We start from the raw sequence: 23973 nt of genomic DNA, 5'->3' as shown, positions 1-23973 counted from the left end.
ATTCCATGATGAAGACCACACAATACGCATCGGAAATTATAAACGAGTTAAACCGGACCATCGAATTACTCGCTGAAGACCAAGCGGAAAAATTAGTGGATCAAATCCTGGCATCCAAGAAAATTTTTGTAGCTGGGGCCGGCCGATCTGGATTTATGGCCAAATCCTTTGCCATGCGAATGATGCACATGGGAGTAGAGGCCTATGTTGTTGGGGAAACCATCACCCCTGGCCTGGAAAAAGACGATCTTTTAATTATTGGATCTGGTTCGGGAGAGACCAAAAGCTTGGTTTCCATGGCAGAGAAGGCGAAAAGTTTAGACGCTTCTGTTGCGGTTGTTACGATTTCTCCTGAATCAACGATTGGAAGATTAAGTGATGTAGCGATTAAAGTACCAGCCAAACCGAAGGCTGGGACAGACAATGAATACAATACCATACAGCCTATGGGTTCTTTATTTGAACAAAGTCTCTTATTATTTTATGATGCGGTCATCTTACGATTGATGGACCAAAGAAAATCAGAATCTGGGGCTATGTTTGGCAAACATGCGAATCTTGAGTAGGGGCAAAACGATTCGTTGAAAAAATATATGTTTTAAAATGAGGCTGTGCCTTCAATCCATAACTTTTCTTCTCCTTTTACGATTTTTTATAGCTACCATGCGTTAAGAAATAGAATACAAAGTAACCAAGGCTTTTTTAGAAAACCTTGGTTACCCCTTTTATCAATAATAAGAAAAGAGAAACGGAAGAGTTAGAAACAACTCTACATGATAACAAATAAAAAAAAGCGGCGATTTTAAGATTAAAATACAAAAGGCTATGTACCAGCGGTCAACCATTGACTATCAAATGTAATATCAATGGAATAAACAGATTCTCAATGCATTAGGGGAATGTAATGCCCCTTATTTTTGAGATTTTACATGTTTTTTTTAAAAGTTAAAAATATCTCAATATTAAAAAATATTATTTATTTTTTATATTATTTATGTCATAATGTTAGAAAATTAGCAATAAACATTCCGATTTATGTCATGACATTATGAAAAGGAAAGAGATTCTTGAGTGAAAATGTAAGATTCTGTTTAAAAGCGGAAATGAAAACCTAATAAAAATTGGAGTGAAGAAGATGAGTGAAAAAATGGTAACAGAACAAGAATTTAATTATTTAAGCCAAAAGCCAGGTGTACAGTTAATTAAAGCGGGTACGTATGCAAAGAAAGAAATAAGTAAACTATTGGATCAGCCAGGACTTAGAAGCCAGATTATAGACGTACCAGTTTGTAACAATGAAAACGCTATCCAAATGGGTTACTTCTCCATGCAACCTTCAGAAGATTTTGAATACACTTATACTTTCTTAGAAATAAAGGTCGTGGTAAATGGTACCATTGTTGTTCGTGACGACCAAGGGAAAAAGTATGTAGGGGAAGCAGGTGATGTTTTTATTTTCACCCCAGAAACAAGTGTTATTTTTGATGGGACAAGCGATGGCGAAGCTATTTATACTGCTCATCGTTTACCTGAAACTTCATTTATGTAAATTATGGAAAAAGTATGGGGCACCCCTCACTCATCTGCTTTTTCTCGATATAAAATAGTGTAATCGTAAAGCAGAAGGGCAGCCCCTACTCTTTATAAGTTTAGGAAACACTTTCCCAAGGGTTCTGGTGCAAGAAATCTAGTAAACTTGAACATACTGATACTATCAGACTAAAAAAGGATGTGTATCAGTATGGAAAAACCTGCAGAATTCAAGTGGAAGTATTATGAACCAGAAATTATTTTACATGTGGTACGCTGGTACTTACGGTACAGAATACCATTGATTTTTATTTAAGTGAATCAAGAAATAAACAAGCAGCTAAGCGCTTTTTCAAGAAAGTCCTGGCTGCTTCTCATATTTGTAAACCTCGTATTATAACAGTAAATAAGAATCCAGCCTATCCCGTAGCGATTCAGGAGTTAAAAGAAAAGAAACGTGTACGTTCTACGTTAGGATTCAAGTCGTATAAAACAGCCACTTCTATTTTGAGTGGCATTGAAGCAATGCATATGAAGAAAAAAGGACAACTTCACCCACAGATGAAGTCTGCCCAAAATGAAGTTGGACTCATACATAAGTTGTTTGGAATTGCATCATAATCTGTCATTGAACGTCTATGTAGGTTCTATGTCTCTATCAAATGGTTTTTACACCAGAACCGTTAAGTATTCTATTAGATTTCAGAAAATAAAAAGAATTATAAAAAATGGTTTGGCTGAGGTGGATAAACTTGGAGGAAATTTTAATAGTTGAAGATGATGCAGACATACAAAAGGTCATATCAATGAATTTATCTCTTGAAGGGTTTGCCTACGCTATTGCCGGAACAGGAATGGAAGCTATTAAAAAGGTTCGGCAAAACGAACCTGATCTTATTCTTTTGGACATTGGATTGCCGGATATGAATGGAATTGATTTATGCCAGCAGCTGCGAGAGATGACGGCTGCACCTATTTTATATGTAACATGCAGTAATGAGGACAGGGAAAAGATTCTAGCTTTTGCAATGGGGGGCGATGATTATGTCGAAAAGCCATTTAGTTCAAAAGTTTTAATCGCCCGCATAAAAGCCCACTTAAGAAGAAATTCAATCAACCATAATCAAAATGCATTTCAGAAGCGGATTTGTTTTGATGACTTTGTCATCGATCTGTCTGCCAGGGAAGTAACACGGAAAGGAAAAGTCATTGATTTAACAGCGAAGGAATTTGAACTGCTTGCCTTCCTTGCCCAGCATCCAAATCAGGTATTCTCATCGGAGCAGCTGCTTGATCAAATTTGGGGGTGTGATTCGTTTATTGAGAAGAGCACCATTATCGTCCATATTTCAAATTTAAGGAAGAAGATTGAAGATTTTCCGATAAATCCTTCCTATATCGTTACTATGAGAGGGGTAGGGTACAAGTTTGTTCAAACGTCCATTTAAATTCAGAAAAAAATTCAGAAAATCCTATTACGTTAAAATTCTTGTATTTACCACGATGATTTCCTTTATTCCTTTTGTGATGATTGCCGCCTACAGTATGTATCAGGGAAGCAATCTATCGAATCAAATTATGAAAGACCAGATAGCCGATACAAAAAAAGCCGTATTGTCTCAAAAATTGTTATATCTTCAAAAAGAAACAAAAAATTTGAATACTGACTTGCACAATCTCGAAAATACGTTAAGGCTAATTCAAAAACAAGCGGAAACCCTTTATAGCAACCCAAACCCGACTCTAACAGACGAGCTGAAATTGACAAAAGGGAAAGAAGGCTATTTGTGGGAAACATTTGAAGATAAACATGAAAAAACAAATGTTTTTATCAGTTCTTTATATAGTGATTCTCCGGAAGATACCATCTACGATTTAAAAATTGCCAAGCAGCTTGAACCATTATTTATTCAGACAATGAAAAATGAATCCATGATCAATGCCGTCTACTTGGCACTTCCAACCTCATCCTGGCTGTATTATCCTTTTCTTGATGTAGAAGAGGCCATTGCAGAAAAGACATTTTCACCGGATGTGCGTTTTCAGGATTATGAATTTTACACAGTAGCTTTAAACTCCGAGCGTAAAGTGAAATGGACGAAGCCTTATATATGGTCGGCAAAACCGATTGGCGATACAACGAAGGAAGACTGGCTTATATCTGTGGGAGCACCAGTGTATACAGCCACAGGCAATTTTAAAGGTATGGTCGGTTTAGATGTACCAATTGAAAATATCACAAATAAATTAATGAATGTCACATTTAGTGAACGAAACGCCTTCTCCTTTTTAATTGACGATAAAGGAAACTTCATCGCCGGACAAAGGAAAGCGGAGGGGATAGAGAAAAACAAGCTTATCATGAAAAATGCTTTGGAAAATAAAGAAGGCATTCACCCTATTAAGTATTCCAATTCGGATGCTTATCTTTTATCTTCAACCTTAGACAACGGTTGGAGGCTCAATTTTCTAATACCCGAGTCTGATATCGTACAGCCTATTATAAAAAGTACAAAGGAACAAACGAACAAGCATATGCTTCTTTTTTTGGGTCATCTTTTGTTATTTTCAGTTTTTGGGATTGCCATCCTGCTATATATAACGTATCGTTTTTCAAGGACGATTACACAGCCAATTGATCAGTTAACAAATGCACTAAGAGAAAGTGCTGCCGGAAATTTTATGAATGAACTTCCTATTAAGCAGGAAGATGAAATTGGAAACCTTGCATTAGCGTTTAATTTTATGAACCGAAAGATTCAAGAATTGGTTGGTGAATTAAATTTAAAAGCAAATCAATTGGAAGATAAAGTATTAGAACGGACGAAGGAGCTGGAAAGTGCGAATAAACGGTTAGTGAATACAAACCAACAACTTCAGGAATCGGAAAAACGGCGAAAAGAATTTATGTCACAGATTTCTCACGATTTAAAAACGCCGCTGACTTCTGTCAGGGAGTATACCGAACTCCTAGTAAACCACCCCCAACTTCCTGAAGCGCAACAAAAAGAGATTATCAATTCAATCTTGCTGCGCAGCAACCATATTGTCCAATTAATTAATGATTTATTTGAAATGAATACAGACGATGATGGAGACTACATAAAAGAAGTCATTCCATTTGATTTCCTGCTGGAGCAATCGCTGAACATGATCGCAATCAGATTAGAAGGGTCCGATATAAAAATAACAAAAGACTATGAAACCGGATCACATTTTATTTTTGTTGATCCTAAAAAAATGAATCGTGTATTTATTAATATCCTGGAGAACGCCATCAAATATTCCAAGTCAAATAAGAACGATAAAATAAAAATAGATATTACGGCATATCAGCAAGATAAAGATCTGATTATTAAGTTTAAAGATTATGGAATCGGCATATCAGAAAATAGTTTGGAAAAAATATTTAATCCATTCTTTAGAGAGAAAAGAACAAAGAAAATTAAGGGAAGTGGTCTAGGTTTGTCGATTGCCCAAAAAATCATCGCTGCTCATGAAGGAAAAATTTTGGTGGAAAGTAAAGTCAGCGTAGGAACAATCATTACAATTGTGCTTCCATTAGTTGAAATATCGGACTTCTGATAACCATACAAAAACAAGAATGCTCCTGTCATCCTATGTAAAATTACGATATGTATATACAGTTCATCCAAAAGAGAGCGGATACTATTTATTAGTAACGCTCTTTTTTTATGGTCAAAATATATCGAATATTTAATATTTTTTAAATTTATAAAAAATTTATAAGCAGTTTATTTTAACTTTAGGTTAACTTTATAAATAAATAGTATGATAGAGATATCTTAAAAATCGGATTTGATAGTGAAAGCAATGAAAATGTTTTCTTAAAGCGAAGACGCCTGCCTGAGCCTTCATATCCAAAAAACCAAGTAAGGAGGGGGACCATTGGAAGTCATTTATGTAAACAAAAGCAACCGGCATACGTTTCTGGCGGGAAATGAACCAATTGTGATCGCATTAGGCTTTTTTGACGGGGTCCATTTAGGACATCAACAAGTGATCAAAGAAGCTAAAAAAATAGCGGATGAAAAACGGCTGCAGCTAGCCTGTATGAGCTTTTTCCCCCACCCTAAGGAAGTACTTAAAAGAGACAATAAAAAAATCCAGTATTTAATGCCTATGAGGGCAAAGCAGCGTGTTTTGAAAAAATTAGGTGTAAAAAAATTTTATATCATCCAATTCGATGACGAATTCGCTTCTTTGACTCCCGAGCAATTTGTCCAAAATCATCTGATTGATTTCGGCGTAAAGTATGCCGTGGCAGGATTTGACTTTACTTACGGGCAATTTGGAAAAGGGAATATGGATCGGATCGAAGAGGATTCCAATCACTTGATTAAAGGCATAAAGGTGGAAAAAGTAGAGCATGATGGCGAAAAGATCAGTTCTACTTTAATAAGAAAATGGATCTCCACAGGAAAAATGGACATCGTCCACCGCTATTTAGGCCAGCATTATCAAATCCAGGGGAAAATTCACTCCAATAAAAACAGTGTCGAAGTGGTAGCAAACCCTTATTATCTTCTTCCTCCCCCGGGAGTCTATGAAGTAAGTGTCTCAAATGGGGATAACATAGCTAATCAGGTTGTTTTAGTGACACAGGAATCTCTTAGAATTATTTTTTCCAATCGTAACAATAGTTTGTTGATGGACCAGCAAGACATCTATATAGAGTGGATCAAACGGCTCTCAGCTGGAAGGTTCACGATTGTGGAGGAGAAGCCTTCCTTATTCAAGGAAGCCTAATAGCTTAAATAAACCGGTGATACCAGATTTATTATAAAAAATAAAAAAGGCTTCTACTCCCAGTATTTCAAATTTACTCGAAATCAATTACCTAGAAATTGTCATTGAAAAACAATTTAGAAAGATAATGAGGGAGTGATCGAAGTGCTGGTCCATAGTGACAGGACTTTGCAACTATCCAATTCAGTTGTCACCATTGGGGCATTAGATGGAGTTCACCGTGGCCATCAGGAATTAATAAGTCATGCGAGAAAACATGCAAATGAACTCGGAGTCCCCTTAGTCGTGTATACTTTTGATCCACCACCTAAAGTTTATTTCAAAAATACAATACAGTTAACACCACTATTTGAAAAAATAAAAAGGTTAAAAATTCTTGGAGTTGATCATGTCATTATAGCACCCTTCGACTCTAATTTTGTTGCAAGGGGAGTAAACTCCTTCCTTAATGAACTCTCGGATATAAATCCATTGAAATTATATCAAGGCCCTGACTTCCGATTTGGAAGAAACAGAGAGGGGGACATTAATACTCTTCGACAGCGATTTTCTGTAAATGTTTTAGATCCAGTTTATTGTGGTTCAGGAATTGTCATTTCTTCTAGTCGAATTCGAAGTCTCCTGATGCAAGATAGGTTATCACAAGCCGAACAACTCTTGGGTTGGACAGTCACATCTATGGAGACGGTCATAAAAGATCAAGAAGAAAAAATACTCCCTTCATAAAGAAGGAACTGAAGAGTTAGAAACAATAATTACGAACAATAAAAATCGTTGATTTTAAGATTGATATTCAAATGTTCTGTCAAACCAGCTATCAACACATTTATCTATAAATGTAATATCAATAAAAGTAGGTGATACCGACTTTCGATTAAAAATTTTTACATTATTCTCAATATTAAGGAAAATATTGTTGGATGTTTTTTTATGTTCTATGTCACAGTATTAGAAACTCGCATTATATATTCATAATATCCCCAATATTTGAAATGTATGGAATATTGGAAATGTGTTTAAAAAAGCGGGTTAAAAAACTAAGAAAAATTGGAGTGAAGAAGATGAGCGAAAAAACGGCAACAGAACAACAATTTAATTATTTAAACGAGAAGCCAGGTGTACAGTTAATTAAAGCAGGTACCTATGCAATGAAAGAAATAAGCCCAATGTTGGATCAGCCAGGACTAAAAAGTCAAATTATTGACGTACCAGTGTGCACAAATGAAAACGCTATCCAAATGGGTTACTTCTCCATGCAACCTTCAGAAGATTTGGAATACACTTATACTTTTTTAGAAATAAAGGTTATCGTAAATGGCAAAATTGTTGTTCGTGACGACCAAGGGAAAAAGTATGTAGGAGAAGCAGGTGATGTTTTTATTTTCAGCCCGGAAACAACTGTTATTTTTGATGGGACAAGCGATGGCGACGCCATTTATACTGCACATCGTTTACCTGAACCTTCATTTATGTAAATTATAAAATACGTATGGGGAACTCTCACTTATCTGCTTTTTTCGGCATGGATAGTAAAGCAGAGGATAGCCCCTTGCACTCATCATAAGACACCAACAGCTTGTTTTGGAAAATTTAAAGGTTATAGATAAAAGTAGACATTTCTTATCAATCGTGAAAAAGAATATGTGCAGGAATTATAAAAATTATTTACAAGGAGTGAAGAAATTTGACTATAAACGACATAAACACGACATTAGATGAAGGAATTATGCAGATTTCAAAGTGGTGGACTTGCCCATCAGGATATGAAAATCTACAAGAAGAAGCACATGTGGTTGGAAAAAATGAGTTACTTTCCCGAGCTTCTATTTCTGATCAGGAAAGCATGTATCCTCGCGAGAGTTTAAAAGCAATCGCTGATGCAGGATTTGGTGCTGTTACTGTTCCTGCTGAATATGGTGGTCTTGATGCCGGATTTACTGGTTTTTCTGTCTTAGCCGAAAGTTTTGCGCAATATTGTGCTTCTTCAGCAATGTGTTGGGTAATGCATACTGCAGCAACTCAAACACTTTTTGAATCAGGAAATGAGGAACAGCGTCAGCGTTATATTCCGGGTGTGATTAAGGGGGACGTTGGTGGTCTCGCCTTTAGTGAACCTGCAACTGGAGGTCATTTTTGGAACGTTGTGAGTTCAGCTACACGAAAAGGTGACGGGTACTTGCTAAACGCTGATAAATCATTTGTGACAAGTGCGGGGGAAGCAGATTGGTACGTTCTTTGTACAAATTACCACGACGCTCCTCAAGAAGATAAGTTAACGTTTTTAATTGTACACAACGATCAGGATGGGATTGAATGTTTCCCATTTAATGCGATGGGGTTACGCGGAAATTCTAGTGGCCCAATGAAATTTAAAGATGTTTTTGTTCCAACAGAGAATCGCCTTGGTACTGAAGGTGGAATGAATTATTATAATGAAAATACAGTCGATCCGTTATTTTTATTAGGAACTGCTTCATGTTGGGTTGGTGTTGCTCAAGGCGCACTGAATGCAGCCATTGATAGTGCGAAGAAAAAGGTTCACGCAGATACGGGGAAATCTGTTGCTGACTATCAAGTTATACGTCATGAACTCGCAAAAGGTCAAATTTTAGTTGACAGTGCAAGAAGCATGCTCTATCGAACAGCTGAGGGGTTAGACAAATGTGCTCAAGAGGGTCTTCCAATATCAGAACATCTCTTTCCTCTTTGGCAGATAAAGACCCATGCTGCGGATATTGTCATCCAGGTAACAAATCAAGCTTTGCAAGTTTCAGGTGGAAAAGGCTATTTGACAGGCCAAGTGGAAAAGTATTTACGAGATGGCCGCGCTGGAGCCGTAATGGGACCTACTAACGAAATTTTACGTGAATGGATTGGCCGTACCCTAATCCAAGTTCCTTGGTTTGAGTAAAAAAGATCTTATTTCTTCGAACAGAAGAAGGTCGTAAGAAAAAGATATTGATATACGAGATGATTTATCGAATGTAAAGAGTCTTACACAAAATAAAAATAGCACAAGTGTCTTCAAAAATAAAAAGGAGGGATGGGGTTGACTACAGTTAAATTTAGATCAAAGTTCTATGGGATAAATAAAACTGATAGAAAATTCCATTCCTCATATAATTAGTTTTTGGATATATAGGATTATTAACATCATTTAATCAATCAAACATTTAATTACTTAAATAGAGAAAAATAAACTTTATTTTTAATGTGTGTTCCTTAAGCTATGTCGTTTTGGACTAATAGTATTGCTAGTTTTATTTGAAAAATCAAGTGACTGGTGTCTCCTTATCTCAACTTTTACATTATGATAGAATCTTGGAAATAAGTATTTTACTAAAATAGGAAAAGGGGAAATAAAAAGTGCACACTATAGAGACCCTGAAATCTAAAGATTTCGATTTTGAAATTAATGGGCAAAAAGCTTCCTTGAAAGAAATATTCCCCGGTTTTAATGAAAACGATCGCATTGGCATTGTAACACGGACACCGGGAGGAAGCATGGGTGCAAATGCCCTAATCATGTCAGCATTAACATGGTTCTATGATTTTTTTCGCCCAGAATTAGGTGATGATCCTGGTAAACTTAGAATCTATCCTGATTACTTTGTTTTGCATGTGGGAAAACGCTATATGAACCATACGATGATAGATGTTTGGCCACCGCACAAGGATGTTGTTGTAGAAGAAGATGATCCTGAACAAATACTAGAAGCTATTAACGATCGCGGTATCACACGTTTAGTCGTGGAAGATATCCCACCAACATCACCAACGTTCTTAAGAGAGACAGTTAGCAGCGCGAAACGTCGAATTGTCAGTGCCTTAGCATACTCTTCTACTGGTCGTGTCGATCAGGCTGACGTTACAATCAAAGGTTGCGCAGAGTCAGAAAAAAACGTTATGGCTACAATGCATATGTCAGAAGAGCTATCCGACATGAAGGATCAGTTACAAAAGAATCGCGATGCTCTTCTTGTTGATGATCGTCCAGTAGAAACGTATCGTAGGATTGATCCAGCCGATGCTATTAAGAAGCTTACCCCTTCTACTGAATTTGGATCTGCTACACGCAGTTACTTGGATGTTTTAGGGAATAACCCCAAATTTTTAACGACATCTTGGTAAAAAACCTAGCTAATTATGTAAACATCGAATTTATTAATGAGCAAAAGGTCATCTTTACTGTATATTTTTGTATGGTTAGTAATGTGAACTACATCTTAGCTATGCTGGAACATCAGGGAATCAGGGAGAGACGCTATCAGATCGAAAATTTCTTTAGTAAATTTAATTTTAAAATAAAAAAATTTATACACAAAAACCTGTATTAAACTTCGGGATATTTCAAAAGCATTTTAATTTTCCCAATATTCAGTAAAATTTGCATGATTTTTGTAACTTCCTCAAAAGGTACAAAATGTTATCGTAATATGGATCTAATTTTGAGATTGGGTTTTGGCAACAAACATTTATATTCGATGAGATGAAAAGGTAGTATGTTCATCACTGTATCATTTCTCAAAGGTTTCCTAAATCATCTATTACGTAAAAATCTTTTAAAATATACCCGGTTTGCAAAAAGTAAAAATTATATCAGGAGGGGATTGGAATGAAATTACTGGGGATTTCAGGAACTGTAGTTGGATCAAAACCAAAGGTCGTAGTTCAAAAAGTATTGGACCAAGTAAAACAAAACCATCCGGAAATAGAAGTGGAATTACTTGATTTAAAAGATTATAATATTCAGTTTTGTGATGGACGTGATCCTTCAACGTATACAGGAGATACAAAGGAAGTAATCGATATCGTTTCCTCAGCAGATTTTTACATTATTGGTACACCAATTTTCCAAGGGTCTATCACCGGTGCCCTTAAAAACTTGTTTGATTTAGTTCACCCGAAGTCTTTACGCAACAAAGTAATGGGGTTTATTGCGACTGGCGGGACTTATCAACATTATCTAGTAATTGAAAATCAACTGAAACCAATTTCCAGTTATTTCCGGGCGTTTGTTGCACCAGGATTTGTTTATGCTCATAATGATCATTTTAGCCCTCAAAACGAGCTGGTGGATATGGAACTATTAGAGCGTGTAAATTCTTTAAGCGAAGAAATTGTTTTTATGCAAAAAACACTAAAAGAGAACAAAAGTTATTATGAGTACAGTTAAATTTAACCTCCATTCCATGTACAGTACCGCAGAAACCTATGAACTACTACTACAATTTGATTTGAATTAAAAAATAAATAGATAAAGGGAGTATAAAAGTTTCATTGCTTTTGTTAAATCGCTACCTTGAGTAAAAAGTATGTCAATATTTGTTAAAAAAAGTAAAGGGATTGAAAACGAGTATATTAGGAGGGATTGCATGACTTCATTGGAAGCTGCAAGAACTAAATTCAAAAAAAATATGGTTCGATGGGGATATATGTGGGCTTTATGGGCTGCAATTTTATGGGGAGCATGGTATGTGCCTGGAGAAGCGATATGGTACGAGTTTCCCTATATTAACATGGCTTTTAATACAAATACTGAGTTTTTAACAGCAGCAGCTGTAATAACCTCTTTAAATGCCATAGCAGTTTTGTTTTTTATGTTTGTATGGAACGGTGTTCTGGGAAAATGGAAGGATTATGGGCGAACATTAATTCAGTTTCGAAAAGTTACAAAATGGTATTTCTTAGCTGGAATTTTCGGAGGGCCAATGGCCATTTTTGGATCTTTTTTAGCAATTGGTTTTATTGGAGGTATTTTTGCTGCAGTTGCAGCACTAATGTATCCAATTGTAGGCGCCATATTAGCGAACAAATGGTATGGTGAAAAGATAACGAGGAGAGCTATGATAGGTATTGCTGCAATTATTGCCGGAGGTATAGTCGTATTTGCTCCGGGTATTTTATCAGAATTGCAGGGAGGCGGTTCAAGTGCTTGGTTGGGATATTTAGGAGGTTTAATGGCTGCAACCGGATGGGGTATTGAAGGAGCTATTGCGGGAAGAGCATTAGATGTCACGGATCCAGATGTAGGATTAACCCTTAGATTCACAGGTGAAGTATTCTGGTGGTTGGTTGTAATCATACCATTTTTTATGATTTTTGTAGACATACCTGTTTTACCAATGGTTGCACAAACTATAACTGGATTACCAGTAGCCTGGTTACTTTTAGCGGGTATCACATTTGGCTTTTGCTACGTTTCATGGTATAAATCTTTTCCATTAATCGGTGTGGGAAGAGGTCAAGCGATTGGGGACTTATATGGATTATTTGCAATAATTTTTATAAGTATCTTCACTCTTACTATGCCGGAATGGAATTTCGTATTGGGAGCTTTGATTGTGATTATCGGTGGGTTTGTCATGTATACCGAAAAACGAGATGACGAAGAAATACGATCAGTGTCTTCGGATATGCCTAATAACAATGATGAGGTGGAGGTTATAAGAAATGTCGAAAAAACACCTTAAAGGGAGAATCCTACAAATAATTCGTGAAAACAGCCAGGAACAAAGTGATATAGGAGTATGGGATTATGATGTAGCAAAACAAATTCTTAATGAATACGAATTGGCTGGAGCTTATGCAATGGGTAATGTACGGGTGACTTTAACTGATTTATTTTCAGGTGCACTTATAAAAGCCGTTGAAGAAAAAATAGACGAGGGTGAGCACTTCGGTCCGAATAAGATATTGTTTAAATTTGCTCTTACAAGTTTTGGTGAAGAAAGAATGCGAGATACAGGATTAATATAAACACATTATAAAAGGTAAAGGTGATGCAAATGAGCGACTTTTGGGGATTTGGATTTGCGCCATATTTATCAATAATAGGAATATCTGTACTGGCTTCATTATGCCTTTGTATGGCCAGGTTATATGTGACAAAAATGTGAGTTTTGTAGTTTATAATTATGTCAATTATTTTGTGCAATTTTTTAGGTATCTCTTAGTATTTTGGAGGAGTGTTTCTAAAACTTATGTTTTGTCACCGTTTCAACACGCCCTCTAATTAGATCCTAAATAAGCACTTAATTTCATTGATTGTTGTTAATTAATCATTGTTTTATCCTTCGATATGTCCATTGTAAGAGCGATCATCCGTGCTATGCGATGATCGCTCACTATTTTTCACAATAAAGAGTAGAACGATCAAATTATGAAATGTCTTTTTAATGGCTTCCGAAGATCCCCTCATTGATCTGAAGACTGGAGAGCTCGAGCTATGTTCATCAATCGCAAAGAAAAGCTTCGTGACGTACTCCTACCACCTACGCTTCGCTTAGAGGTGAGGGCTTCTCGGGTAATCCCCTCTAACGAGAGGAAATGGGCTGAGCGATCCCCGTCCGTCCTACGGTTCTTCCATGGCTTAGGCTATACCTAACTCCCTGATGCCTTCTTTTTTGATGTTGATTGCGGCATTCCAGTCCCTGTCTGCCACAAAACCGCATTCACATTGGAAGATGCGGTCCGAAAGGGATAGGGACTCCACGGCTCGCCCACAGTGTGAACACGTTTTTGAGGAAGGAAACCATTTGTCGATCTTGACAAACTTTTTCCCTTGTTCCTCTAACTTGTATTGGAGAAATGTTGTGAACATACCCCATGCATTATCTGCAACACTTTTTCCGAAATGAAGGGCTTGAGACATTCCCTTCATGTTGAGGTCTTCGATAACTACGCAATCATACCATTTCGCTAATTTGTGCGATTCCTTATGTAGAAAGTCTTTTCGTTGATTCGCAATTCTTTCATGCAGCTTCGCTACTTTCAATCGCTGTTTGTACCAACGATGAGAACCTTTCTTTCTGCGTGATAGAATACGCTGTTCTTTCGCTAATTTTTCCAAGGTTTGGCGATAGAAACGAGGATAATTGGCTTTCTTACCCTTGCTATCAACAAATAAGCTGTTCATAGAGAAATCTAAACCATCAACAAATTTGATCTCTTTTGGTTTAGGTAATGTGGCAATAAAAAGACCTACTGAAATTCATCTCCCACTTTCATCAAGCTTCGCAAGATTTAGAAGTGGGAGACTTCTTTCGGGGGAACGTTAAACGTGTCATTAAGTAAAGATTTCACTTTCTATTTGATTGGTTTTGGCAGGAAACTTCATGTCCTCCATACACAACTTTCCTTGGTTTTTTGGATCATTCACCAAGGATGCGGGATTCTAGTGTAGACGAATCAATTTTTTCAATGGGTATTATTAAAAGGTCTAGTAAATTCCAATACGGACTAACCGGCCTCAGCCCTCTGGAATACAAGGCTAAAACAGTTATTATATTCTACTGTCTGCTTGACAGAGAGGCAGTTCACTCCCTACCCGGGGGCTCCTTTTTGTTCCAACATTTTCCCCTCCAAGAAGCTCCCTTTTAACTCTTAACATTATCAACTTCTTGATTATACCTGTCATTTTTTATTTTTATTAGATTTAAAAGATGACGCACGGCATAGCTAAAGCCATCTTCATCATTGGTTTTTGTTAGTAAATCAGCTTTTTGTTGGATATTCAGAGGAGCATTTCCCATCGCAACTGAAGTGGTTGCTACCTCGAATTGAGTAAGGTCGTTACCCCCATCTCCAAAAGCAAAAATCTCTTCAAAAGATAGATCAAACATCTGTTGGTAACGTAATAAAGCCTTTCCTTTTTGAGCATCGTTTGAAGTAATTTCTACGTTATTTGGAAAAGAGGAAGCCATCGAAATAGAAGATTTATTACCTAAAGCCTTTTTTACGGCTTCAATTTTGTCCAGTTCCTCTAATTGTACCAATGCAATAAGTTTATATACTTTTAGATTGTCTTTTTTTAGAACTTCATCGTAATTGTAATCTTGAAAAAGAATGTCCAGCTCTTCTTTACTTTTATGATGTAATGGAGGCAGCGTGGATGGAAAAGCACCATAATTAGTATAGACGAGGATTCTCACTCCTAATTTTTTTAAAATGGAGAATATTTCTTTATACATAGAAATAGGTATAGTTACCTCGTACAACAGTTCTCCTGTTTTTGAATATAAAACAGAACCATTTAGACAAATAATTGGAAGATCCATGTTCTGTATAGCTTTGATCTTCATCACATCCGTATAAATTCGCCCTGTATTTAAGATAACCTCATATCTTTTCTCTTTTAATTCTTTTAAAGCTTTTTTATTTTCTTCGGATATTTCCTGTCGAGAATTCAATAAAGTGCCATCTAAATCAATTGAAATACATTTCATAGTTTCACTCCAGCCTGATAAAAAAGTTCTAGTGCAACATTCAACATAAATGTTAAGTTTTTAATTATTAATCGAAGGATTTGTCTATCCTGTATTCGGGTAGTTCAAGTAATGGAGTTTATCAAGAAGGCGGTCTAACTGCTGACTTGTCTGGATAACTTCTAGAGAGGTTAGGCCATATCGTATGCCATAAAGTATCATTTCTCCTCTTTTTTGCTCAATTTCAATACATAATAGCTTATATGAATTCTCCTCCATTAGTTATCACCTCTAAAGTGATGTTATTTTCTCCAGCCTTTCGTGTACTGCTTGTGCCAACTCAATTACCCTACAAGCATAAGCCCATTCATTATCATACCAGGCCAATGTTTTAATTTGATTCCCTGCTGCCATCAGTGAAAGTCCATCCACAATCGCTGATTTATCAGATCCTATGAAATCGACTGATACTAGTGGTTCTTCTATATAATCGAAATAATGGGATAGATTTCCTGTTGCTGCTGTATTAAACACAGATTTTACTTCGTCCAGTGATACCTGGCTTGCTACTTGAACAGTGAGATCAATTAAAGAAACATCCTGTGTAGGAACACGAATAGATATTCCTTCAATATAAGAAGCAAGATGGGGAAGGACATCAACAAGTGCTTTTCCCACTCCTGTACTAGTCGGAACAATTGATTGGGTGCAAGCTCTGGCTCTTCGTAAATCTTTATGTGGGTTATCTAAATGTTTTTGATCCGAGGTATAGGAATGAACTGTTGTCATCCATCCTCTTTCAACTTGAAAAGCTTGATCCAAAATACTTAATAATGGGGCAACACTGTTAGTTGTGCAGGAAGCTGCCGATAAAATAGTATGTTTTGAAAGATCTAACAGATGATCGTTTACTCCCATAACTACCGTAAAATCCATTTGTTTCCCAGGTGCCGTAATAATCACATTAGATGCTCCTGCAGCTACATGCTTTTGTGCACCTTCGCGATTATTGAACTTTCCTGTAGCATCGATCACGGTGTCTATATTCATTTGTTTCCAGGGAAGGTTCTCTGGTTCGCGTTCAGAAACTACTTGAATAAGTTCATCATTAATTAATAGATTTCCGTCTTGTATTGAAAGATCTGCGTCCCAGATTCCATGTACAGTATCATATTTTAATAAATGAGCTACCGTTTCTACAGGATAAATGGAATTAATCGCTTCTAACTTCAGTTTATTTTGATTGCTTGATAACATTTTTCTAATTAACAACCGACCAATTCTTCCGGTACCACTAATGCTTATTCTGCTTTTCATTGTTGAACCTCCTCTCATGTTTTATGACTACAAGGTTACCTCAGTTAAAGGGATAATATGGCTGTTTGGTTGGAATATCATTTAACCAACTCTTATTTCATAGCCTTCCCCTCTAATCCTTATAAAAAGCTTGCCTTATTCATTTGGGTTATTATTTTTATTATTAGATATATTAATTGTTATAACAAGTACAGACTTTTATCTTACATAGTGTTTAAAAACATACTTAAAAGATACTAAAAAAGAGAATTTATAAAGAAAGATAATTGTAGAAACCACGTTAACTAGAAAAGATAGGTTGATCTTATCAAGGAATAGAATAAAAAATCCCAACTGTAAATTATAAAGTGTAATTTTAGATACTATATGTTTCTAAAGTGCGTACTTATCGATCAGGTTTATACACGTTATACTAATATCTGTACAGGAATAAAAAATATAAAAATTTCTACAGCTTGTAAGGCAATAGGAGGTGATTCAATGAGTGAATTAAAAACTAATGTCGTTAGTGAAGGTCGGGTTCAGACGTTAGCCATGGATTTTTTATCTGTAGCTCAGCAAGCGGCTATCGCAGCCTATCCTTGGATAGGAAAAGGAAATAAAAATGAAGCTGATAGGGCTGGGACGGAAGCTATGCGCAATCGTATGAATCACATTGACATGGATGGTTTGATTGTTATTGGTGAAGGGGAAATGGATGAAGCTCCTATGCTGTTTATTGATGAGGAGCTTGGTACCAAAAAAGGACCATCAGTAGATATTGCTGTGGATCCTGTTGATGGAACGACTGCAATATCAAAAGGGAAGAATAATTCAATAACCGTAATTGCTGTATCAAGTAGAGGTAGTTTATTACATGCTCCAGATATGTATATGAAAAAAATCGCTGTAGGTCCAAAAGCAAAAGGACACATAGATATAGAGGCTCCATTAATAGATAATATGAAATCGGTAGCAAACGCTTTGGGAAAAGATGTAAAAGATCTTACGGTAATGATTCAAGAAAGACCTCGTCATGATGATTTGGTTAAACAAGTATTTGATGCTGGGGCAAAAGTTAAGTTATTTACTGATGTTGATGTTACTCCGTCAATAGCTACAGCCATCGATGGAATAGATGCTGATATGTTGGTGGGGAGGGGAGGAGCACCAGAAGGTGTTATTGCTGCAACCGGTCTGAAATGCCTGGGCGGGGACTTTCAAGGTAAACTTGCTCCTCAAAATCAAGAAGAATTTGATCGGTGTATTAGTATGGGATTATCAAACCCTGAGAAAGTTTTAAGCTTAAATGAGATTGTGAAATCAGATGATTGCTTTTTTGTAGCAACAGGGATTACGGATGGTCTGCTTATGAAAGGCGTTAGAAAAAAAGAAAGTGGTCTACTATCAACACACTCTTTTCTTACAGTCGGGGGAAAAGGGCTTCTAATTGAAGCCGACTTCTAATAATAGATAATGCATATTGTCTAATGTTATCTAATTTATATAGTTCAGAAAATTAACAAATAACAAATAAAGGAGAGAAAAATATGCCATTAGTATCGATGAAAGAAATGTTAAATTGTGCAAAAGATAACGGGTACGCAGTCGGACAGTTTAATATTAACAATCTTGAATTTACACAAGCAATTTTGCAAGCGGCAGAAGAAGAAAAGTCTCCAGTTATTTTAGGAGTATCTGCAGGTGCTGGTCGTTACATGAGTGGTTTTAAATTTATTACTAGAATGGTCGAAGCATTAATAGATGAACTAGAAATCACAGTACCAGTTGCAATTCACCTTGACCATGGTTCAAGTCTTGAGCAGTGTGTACAAGCCATTCATGCCGGATTCACCTCTGTAATGATCGATGGTTCCCACCTTCCGCTTGAAGAAAATATTGAATTAACTAGGCAAGTAGTCGACGTAGCACATGCTGTTAACGTTTCAGTTGAAGCAGAACTAGGCCGTGTTGGCGCTCAGGATAGTGGCGTGATTACTAATCCGGAAGAAGCCTATGCCATCCCTTCCGAGTGTGAAAAACTTGTAGAAGAAACAGGAGTAGATTGCTTTGCACCTGCATTAGGTTCTGTCCATGGTCCATATAAAGGTGAACCAAATCTTGGTTTTGATCGAATGAAAGAAGTAATGGACTTAACAGGTGTTCCCCTTGTTCTTCACGGTGGTACAGGAATTCCAGCACAGGATATACAAAAAGCCATTTCACTTGGCTCTGCAAAAATTAATGTCAATACGGAAAATCAAATTTCAGCTACCAATGCTGTCCGAGAGGTCTTAAATAGTAAACCTGAATTATACGATCCACGTAAATTTCTTGGACCGGCGCGTGAATCGATTAAAGAAACAGTTATAGGTAAGATGCGTGAATTTGGATCATCAGGTAAAGCTCAACAAAATCCTGCTCAGTCACTAGCAAAGTAACAAGATTTTTCTAAAGAAGGGGGACAACTCATGATTGAACAAAAAGTAAACTCGGATCTGTTATCCATTAATACCATTAGAACTTTATCAATTGATGCGATTGAAAATGTTGGATCAGGACATCCGGGTATGCCAATGGGTGCTGCTCCCATGGCCTATATACTGTGGACAAAATTTATGAATTATAATCCAAACAATCCTAATTGGTTCAACCGTGATCGTTTTACGCTATCTGCTGGTCATGGATCGATGCTATTATATAGCTTATTGCATTTAACAGGGCATGACTTATCATTAGAAGATTTAAAAAACTTTCGCCAATGGGGAAGTAAAACACCGGGTCACCCTGAATACGGTCACACTGCTGGTGTTGATGCTACTACAGGGCCATTAGGACAAGGAATTTCCATGGCTGTTGGGATGGCCATGGCAGAAAGACATTTAGCATCTAGGTACAATCGTGACAATTTTAATGTAGTTGACCATTACACGTACAGTATTTGTGGTGATGGTGACTTGATGGAAGGTGTATCTGCAGAGGCAGCTTCACTTGCAGGTCATCTTAACCTCGGTCGTCTTATTGTGTTATATGATTCAAACGATATTTCTCTTGATGGTGATCTGAATTTATCATTTAGTGAAAGTGTAGAGGATCGTTTTAAGGCCTATGGCTGGCAAGTACTTCGTGTTGAAGACGGTAATGATCTCCATGCAATCGAAGAAGCTCTAGCTAAAGGGAAGGCAAACGAAAGTCAGCCAACTTTAATTGAAGTCAAAACAGTAATTGGTTATGGTTCACCAAATAAAAGCGGTAAATCTGCTGCACATGGTGCTCCTCTTGGCAAAGAAGAGGTAAAACATGTAAAGGAACATTATAACTGGAACTATGAAGAAGAATTCTATATTCCTGAAGAAGTAAAAGAACATTTTTCAGAACTAAAGGAAGCAGCAGAAAAGAAGGAAGAGGCATGGAATAATTTGTTTTTGGAATACGAAGAAGCGTATCCAGAACTTGCCAAAGAATTAAAATTAGCAATCAATGGGCAGCTTCCAGAAGACTGGGATCATGAAATTCCTCAATATCGTGTTGGAGAGGATAACCTAGCAACTCGTGCTGCCGGTGGAGAAGTATTAAATGCTTTTGCCAAAAATATTCCACAGTTATTTGGTGGTTCTGCTGATTTATCTTCTTCTACCAAAACATTGCTAAAAGGGGAAGGGAATTTTAGTGCTGTAGATTATAGCGAACGTAACATCTGGTTTGGGGTACGTGAATTTGGAATGGGCACTGCCGTCAATGGAATAGCCCTTCATGGTGGTTTAAAAGTTTTCGGATCTACATTCTTTGTGTTCTCTGATTATTTACGTCCGGCCATTCGTCTCTCCTCGTTAATGAAACTACCCGTTACTTATGTATTTACACATGATAGCGTTGCTGTAGGAGAAGATGGACCGACTCATGAACCCATTGAACAACTAGCATCGTTACGTGCAATGCCTGGCATTTCTACCATTCGTCCTGCTGATGGTAACGAAACAGCAGCAGCTTGGAAGCTGGCATTAGAAAGTAAAGACGAACCAACCGCACTCATCCTTACACGTCAAAATGTGCCAACACTTGTTGACTCTGAAAAAGCTTATGAGAATGTTAAAAAAGGTGCATATGTCATTTCTAGCGCAAAAGGCGATGTTGATGGTTTGTTATTGGCATCCGGCTCTGAAGTTTCTCTAGCCGTTAAAGCACAAAAGGCTCTTGAAGAGGAAGGGATTTATGTTTCAGTCGTAAGTATGCCAAGCTGGGATAGATTTGAAAAACAAACTGATTCATATAAAGAAAGTGTACTCCCAGAAAATGTTAAAGTGCGTCTTGGTATTGAGATGGGAACATCCTTGGGTTGGAGTAAATATGTTGGTGATAGCGGTCGCGTCCTATCTATTAATACATTTGGGGCCTCGGCACCAGGAGATCAAATAATTGAAGAGTATGGTTTTACGGTTGAAAATGTTATTTTTCAATTTAAAAAGCTCCTCTAAAAATATTTGTCCATTTTTTAGAAAATTATTAAATGTCAAATAATAAATAGGTGTAAAAATGCTTAATTAATAGGACATCGAACCATTCATTACTTTAGAATTAGGGGTTAAGAAATAAACCAAATCCTTTTTATTAATGGATGAACTCTTTGTGATTTAGGCAGATTTCACCGAGTTGGTGAACCTGCCTTTTTCCATAATCCTTCTTCCTTACTTAATTAACATGTGTATGTGTAAAAAAGAATGAGGTGGGTAGTATCTAGGAGCTAGAAAGTATGGAGGAGAATACGAATGAAAAAAATTGCAGTATTAACTAGCGGTGGGGACGCACCAGGGATGAATACCACGATTCGTGCAGTCGTTCGAAGGGGCATTTTTAAAGGGTTAGAAGTCTACGGTATATACAATGGCTATAGGGGTTTAATAGATGGAAATTTTGTTTCAATGAACCTCGGTAGTGTGGGGGATATTATTCACCGGGGAGGTACAATCTTACAAAGCACACGCTGTGAGGAATTTAAGACAGTTGAAGGACAGGACAAGGCTTTAACGCAATTAAAAGAAAAAGGCATTGATGGCTTAATTGTGATTGGTGGAGATGGCACTTTTAAAGGTGCAGAACAATTAACTGCCCAAGGGTTTCCAACAAACGGTATACCAGGAACTATTGACAATGATATTGCAGGGACAGAATATACAATTGGATTTGATACTGCTGTAAATACAGCTGTAGAAGCTATTGATAAAATTCGCGATACGGCAGCTTCCCATGAGCGTACTTATGTGGTTGAGGTAATGGGACGTGATGCAGGAAACATTGCTTTATGGGCAGGGATGTGTGCGGGGGCAGAATCTATTATTATCCCGGAAGTTGACTATGATGCAGAAAATGTCGTTGATCGCATCAAGAAAGGATATGAGCGTGGAAAGACCCATAGTATTATTGTTATCGCTGAAGGGGTAGGTAAGGGTACAGAGATCGGTAAAGTGATAAAAGAGAAAACAGGATTTGATACAAAGGTGACCATTTTGGGGCATATACAACGTGGGGGAGCCCCTAGTGCTTATGATCGGATGATGAGTAACCAATTGGGAGCAAAGGCCGTTGATTTGCTGATAGATGGAAAAAAAGGTGTGATGGTAGGTTTGAAAAATAATCAAGTGATTAATACACCTTTTAAGGAAGTAGAGAAAGAAAAGCATAAACAAATGATGGATCTGTCCACTTATCATTTAGCTAGAAGTTTATCTATATAGTTGAAAATCATCTCTTAAGAGGACAGGAGGAACCAAAAGTGAAGGTGGCAATCGGATCAGACCATGGTGGTATGAATATTCGTAAAGACATAATTTCATTGATGGAAGAGATGAACATTGAGTATGAGGATTTAGGGTGTGAATGTGATACTTCTGTTGATTACCCAGATTACGCGATTCCGGTAGCTAAGAAGGTAGTAAGTGGGGAAGTTGAACGAGGAATTTTAATTTGTGGCACAGGAATTGGAATGAGCATTGCAGCAAACAAAGTAAAGGGAATTCGCTGTGCACTCGTACATGATATGTTTAGTGCTAAGGCAACAAGAGAGCATAACGATACAAATGTATTAGCGATGGGAGAACGCGTCATTGGTCCGGGGTTAGCTCGTGAAATTGCGAAAGTGTGGTTGAAAACTCCATTTGAAGGTGGTAGGCACGAAAACCGCATCAATAAAATAACATCGTATGAAATGCCTCAGAAGTAGAGTGATCCTATAAATGCATTGCAAAGATTACTGGAACCATATCTTAGACACTTTAGATCAAATATTATATTCGTTATACCGGAGAGTGAAGGATTCGTTGAAACGAGAACTTAGCTCGAGCTGATCTTCAAGGATAAATGTACGAGGAACTACTTTTAAACAGCATGGTGTGTGTGGTGGTAGTATCGGTGTTTACGCTATACAACAGGGGATTATTGAATTTGGGTAGACCACTATAAACGTAGCTCTATTTTTCTGAATATAAAAACCTAATTTGTGACAAAAAGATACCTAATAATACTTATAAATACACAAAACGGAGGAGGAAATCCTATGGAAATATATGATATTTCAGCTCCTATTTATCAGGGTATGCCAGTTTATAAAAATAAAGAGGAAAAACAGCCTGTGTTTGAAAGAACAACATCGGGGCACGTTACGGAGACACGTGTAACCATGGATTGTCATTCCGGAACGCATGTTGATGCACCGTTGCATATGGTACCTAACGGTAATACCATTGAATCGATTTCGCTTGAAGATTTAGTTGTTCCATGCAAAGTATTGGACGTTTCGCACGTGGATGATGGAATTGTCAAAGAAGACCTAACGCATTTTTCAATTGAAAAAGATGATTTTATATTGCTGAAAACGAAAAACTCTGAGTATGAAGACTTTAAATTTGATTTTATTTATTTAAAAGCCGATGCCGCTGAATATTTATCTTCCTTACAGATAAAAGGAGTTGGCATTGATGCACTCGGGATAGAAAGAAGTCAAAAAGATCATTCTACTCATCGAGCACTGTTTAAAAATAACGTTATTATTGTTGAAGGGTTACGCTTAAAAAACGTTCCAGAAGGGGAGTACAAATTGGTCACTGCTCCGTTAAAAATTATTGGTACGGACGCTGCACCTGCAAGGGTATTTTTAATGAAATAATTACAATGTATG

21 protein-coding genes and 2 pseudogenes are annotated in these 23973 nt (G+C 37.0%); 19 read left to right on the top strand and 4 right to left on the bottom strand.

All coding sequences use genetic code 11. From position 1 onward, the window contains the following. Positions 1–8 precede the first annotated feature (8 nt). The 13 genes and pseudogenes from hxlB (at position 9) to CEF16_RS21975 (ending at position 13059) form a co-directional block, all read left to right on the top strand. Positions 9–566, top strand: a complete 558-nt coding sequence (gene hxlB / locus CEF16_RS22035) for a 6-phospho-3-hexuloisomerase (RefSeq protein WP_096241799.1) — start codon at positions 9–11, stop codon at positions 564–566. A 569-nt stretch (positions 567–1135) separates the two neighbouring features. Then, complete coding sequence (locus CEF16_RS22030) at positions 1136–1549, top strand: cupin domain-containing protein (protein WP_096241788.1); 414 nt, start codon at positions 1136–1138, stop codon at positions 1547–1549. A gap of 192 nt (positions 1550–1741) precedes the next feature. Next, positions 1742–2151: pseudogene (locus CEF16_RS22025) on the top strand (DDE-type integrase/transposase/recombinase). 131 nt (positions 2152–2282) lie between these two features. Continuing rightward, positions 2283–2978 (top strand): response regulator transcription factor, encoded by a 696-nt coding sequence (locus tag CEF16_RS22020; protein WP_091588422.1) that lies wholly within the window; start codon positions 2283–2285, stop codon positions 2976–2978. Further along, complete coding sequence (locus CEF16_RS22015) at positions 2959–5115, top strand: sensor histidine kinase (RefSeq protein WP_091588424.1); 2157 nt, start codon at positions 2959–2961, stop codon at positions 5113–5115. Before CEF16_RS22020 ends, CEF16_RS22015 begins: the two co-directional genes overlap by 20 nt. Before the next feature lie 324 nt (positions 5116–5439). Further along, positions 5440–6300, top strand: a complete 861-nt coding sequence (locus CEF16_RS22010) for an FAD synthetase family protein (RefSeq protein ID WP_091588425.1) — start codon at positions 5440–5442, stop codon at positions 6298–6300. 144 nt (positions 6301–6444) lie between these two features. Then, a complete protein-coding gene (locus CEF16_RS22005; protein WP_091588427.1) occupies positions 6445–7026 on the top strand; it encodes an FAD synthetase family protein in 582 nt (193 codons plus the stop codon). 284 nt (positions 7027–7310) lie between these two features. Next, positions 7311–7775 (top strand): cupin domain-containing protein, encoded by a 465-nt coding sequence (locus CEF16_RS22000; protein WP_096241787.1) that lies wholly within the window; start codon positions 7311–7313, stop codon positions 7773–7775. A gap of 209 nt (positions 7776–7984) precedes the next feature. Then, on the top strand, positions 7985–9211 hold the full coding sequence (locus tag CEF16_RS21995) for an acyl-CoA dehydrogenase family protein (protein WP_091588432.1): 1227 nt from the start codon (positions 7985–7987) through the stop codon (positions 9209–9211). Positions 9212–9666: 455 nt separating this feature from the next. After that, positions 9667–10431, top strand: a complete 765-nt coding sequence (locus CEF16_RS21990) for a hypothetical protein (protein WP_096241786.1) — start codon at positions 9667–9669, stop codon at positions 10429–10431. 484 nt (positions 10432–10915) lie between these two features. Then, positions 10916–11476 (top strand): NADPH-dependent FMN reductase, encoded by a 561-nt coding sequence (locus CEF16_RS21985; protein WP_091588235.1) that lies wholly within the window; start codon positions 10916–10918, stop codon positions 11474–11476. Between the two features lie 139 nt (positions 11477–11615). Continuing rightward, positions 11616–12773, top strand: coding sequence for a DMT family transporter (locus CEF16_RS21980; protein ID WP_245918029.1), 1158 nt, complete (start codon positions 11616–11618; stop codon positions 12771–12773). Beyond that, on the top strand, positions 12754–13059 hold the full coding sequence (locus CEF16_RS21975; protein WP_091588239.1) for a hypothetical protein: 306 nt from the start codon (positions 12754–12756) through the stop codon (positions 13057–13059). The genes CEF16_RS21980 and CEF16_RS21975 overlap by 20 nt, the downstream gene beginning before the upstream one ends. Positions 13060–13672: 613 nt before the next feature. Here CEF16_RS21975 and CEF16_RS21970 read toward each other — a convergent pair. The 4 genes and pseudogenes from CEF16_RS21970 to gap form a co-directional block, all read right to left on the bottom strand. Further along, positions 13673–14254 (bottom strand): annotated as a pseudogene (locus CEF16_RS21970) (RNA-guided endonuclease InsQ/TnpB family protein); the annotation flags it as partial. 424 nt (positions 14255–14678) lie between these two features. Beyond that, positions 14679–15527 carry a Cof-type HAD-IIB family hydrolase gene (locus CEF16_RS21960; protein WP_091588243.1) on the bottom strand — a complete coding sequence of 283 codons (849 nt, stop codon included), beginning with the start codon at positions 15525–15527 and terminating at the stop codon, positions 14679–14681. Positions 15528–15611: 84 nt separating this feature from the next. Continuing rightward, on the bottom strand, positions 15612–15785 hold the full coding sequence (locus tag CEF16_RS21955) for an aspartyl-phosphate phosphatase Spo0E family protein (RefSeq protein ID WP_091588244.1): 174 nt from the start codon (positions 15783–15785) through the stop codon (positions 15612–15614). Between the two features lie 12 nt (positions 15786–15797). Further along, positions 15798–16823 (bottom strand): type I glyceraldehyde-3-phosphate dehydrogenase, encoded by a 1026-nt coding sequence (gene gap / locus CEF16_RS21950; RefSeq protein ID WP_091588246.1) that lies wholly within the window; start codon positions 16821–16823, stop codon positions 15798–15800. A 480-nt stretch (positions 16824–17303) separates the two neighbouring features. On the opposite strand from gap, the gene glpX reads away from it, so the two are divergent. The 6 genes from glpX (at position 17304) to CEF16_RS21920 (ending at position 23961) form a co-directional block, all read left to right on the top strand. After that, positions 17304–18269, top strand: coding sequence for a class II fructose-bisphosphatase (gene glpX, locus CEF16_RS21945; RefSeq protein WP_091588248.1), 966 nt, complete (start codon positions 17304–17306; stop codon positions 18267–18269). Between the two features lie 83 nt (positions 18270–18352). Then, entirely contained in the window at positions 18353–19243 is an 891-nt protein-coding gene (gene fba, locus CEF16_RS21940; RefSeq protein WP_091588249.1) for a class II fructose-1,6-bisphosphate aldolase, read from the top strand. 30 nt (positions 19244–19273) lie between these two features. Beyond that, positions 19274–21277 carry a transketolase gene (gene tkt / locus CEF16_RS21935; RefSeq protein WP_091588251.1) on the top strand — a complete coding sequence of 668 codons (2004 nt, stop codon included), beginning with the start codon at positions 19274–19276 and terminating at the stop codon, positions 21275–21277. 291 nt (positions 21278–21568) lie between these two features. Continuing rightward, positions 21569–22534, top strand: coding sequence for a 6-phosphofructokinase (gene pfkA, locus CEF16_RS21930; protein ID WP_091588252.1), 966 nt, complete (start codon positions 21569–21571; stop codon positions 22532–22534). A 38-nt stretch (positions 22535–22572) separates the two neighbouring features. Further along, the gene (gene rpiB, locus CEF16_RS21925; RefSeq protein ID WP_091588254.1) at positions 22573–23019 is read left to right on the top strand and encodes a ribose 5-phosphate isomerase B; all 447 of its coding nucleotides are present in this window, start codon (positions 22573–22575) and stop codon (positions 23017–23019) included. 333 nt (positions 23020–23352) lie between these two features. Further along, entirely contained in the window at positions 23353–23961 is a 609-nt protein-coding gene (locus CEF16_RS21920; protein WP_091588255.1) for a cyclase family protein, read from the top strand. The last annotated feature ends 12 nt before the right edge of the window (positions 23962–23973 follow it).

The organism is Alteribacillus bidgolensis (genome assembly GCF_002886255.1).
GTDB lineage: Bacteria > Bacillota > Bacilli > Bacillales > Marinococcaceae > Alteribacillus > Alteribacillus bidgolensis.
The sequence above is the reverse complement of the archived record's forward strand: the minus strand, read 5'-3'. Positions and strand labels throughout refer to the sequence as shown.

What these genes read in the sequence shown, in the direction of transcription:
- hxlB (WP_096241799.1), top strand. Translation starts at nt 9, where the DNA reads ATGAAGACCACACAATACGCATCGGAAATTATAAACGAGTTAAACCGG.
- CEF16_RS22030 (WP_096241788.1), top strand. Translation starts at nt 1,136, where the DNA reads ATGAGTGAAAAAATGGTAACAGAACAAGAATTTAATTATTTAAGCCAA.
- CEF16_RS22000 (WP_096241787.1), top strand. Translation starts at nt 7,311, where the DNA reads ATGTGTTTAAAAAAGCGGGTTAAAAAACTAAGAAAAATTGGAGTGAAG.
- CEF16_RS21985 (WP_091588235.1), top strand. Translation starts at nt 10,916, where the DNA reads ATGAAATTACTGGGGATTTCAGGAACTGTAGTTGGATCAAAACCAAAG.
- CEF16_RS21980 (WP_245918029.1), top strand. Translation starts at nt 11,616, where the DNA reads ATGTCAATATTTGTTAAAAAAAGTAAAGGGATTGAAAACGAGTATATT.
- CEF16_RS21975 (WP_091588239.1), top strand. Translation starts at nt 12,754, where the DNA reads ATGTCGAAAAAACACCTTAAAGGGAGAATCCTACAAATAATTCGTGAA.
- CEF16_RS21960 (WP_091588243.1), bottom strand. Translation starts at nt 15,527, where the DNA reads ATGAAATGTATTTCAATTGATTTAGATGGCACTTTATTGAATTCTCGA.
- CEF16_RS21955 (WP_091588244.1), bottom strand. Translation starts at nt 15,785, where the DNA reads ATGGAGGAGAATTCATATAAGCTATTATGTATTGAAATTGAGCAAAAA.
- gap (WP_091588246.1), bottom strand. Translation starts at nt 16,823, where the DNA reads ATGAAAAGCAGAATAAGCATTAGTGGTACCGGAAGAATTGGTCGGTTG.
- glpX (WP_091588248.1), top strand. Translation starts at nt 17,304, where the DNA reads ATGAGTGAATTAAAAACTAATGTCGTTAGTGAAGGTCGGGTTCAGACG.
- fba (WP_091588249.1), top strand. Translation starts at nt 18,353, where the DNA reads ATGCCATTAGTATCGATGAAAGAAATGTTAAATTGTGCAAAAGATAAC.
- tkt (WP_091588251.1), top strand. Translation starts at nt 19,274, where the DNA reads ATGATTGAACAAAAAGTAAACTCGGATCTGTTATCCATTAATACCATT.
- pfkA (WP_091588252.1), top strand. Translation starts at nt 21,569, where the DNA reads ATGAAAAAAATTGCAGTATTAACTAGCGGTGGGGACGCACCAGGGATG.
- CEF16_RS21920 (WP_091588255.1), top strand. Translation starts at nt 23,353, where the DNA reads ATGGAAATATATGATATTTCAGCTCCTATTTATCAGGGTATGCCAGTT.